This is a genomic window from Achromobacter sp. SIMBA_011 (assembly GCF_046535435.1).
In the GTDB taxonomy this organism is placed as follows: domain Bacteria; phylum Pseudomonadota; class Gammaproteobacteria; order Burkholderiales; family Burkholderiaceae_B; genus Achromobacter; species Achromobacter dolens.
Genome location: NZ_JAWRWN010000075.1, coordinates 1 through 415 on the forward strand (window position 1 = coordinate 1; position 415 = coordinate 415).

The window sequence follows — 415 nt, forward strand, 5'->3', positions numbered from 1 at the left end:
GCCAGATATAGAGGGACACTCTCCACATTACAGCAAGTTGCTATCATTTTTGGTTTGTTTTGTGCTTTTGTCAGTAACTACTTTTTAGCGGATACTGCCGGAGGATCAACTAAATTATTTTGGCTTGGTTATGAAACGTGGCGTTGGATGTTTTGGGTAGAGTTACTTCCTGCAAGTTTATTTCTTATAGCTTTGTTGTTTATTCCAGAAAGCCCTCGTTATTTAATGATGGTTGGCAGAAAAGAGCTAGCAGTTCGTGTTCTAACAAATTTATATGGCCAAGAAACGGCTCTAATCAAAAGAGATGAAATAGAAGCATCATTAGCTACAGATAAGCACCAACCAAAACTATCAGACTTAATAGATAAGTCTAAAAATAAATTGCGTCCTATCGTTTGGGTCGGTATCGGCCTGG

Annotated in this window: 1 protein-coding gene; it reads left to right on the top strand. The window is 38.3% G+C overall.

What is annotated here, in order from left to right:
- The coding region (locus tag SB816_RS29970) for an MFS transporter (RefSeq protein WP_410547988.1) at positions 1–415 on the top strand (415 nt) is incomplete at both ends.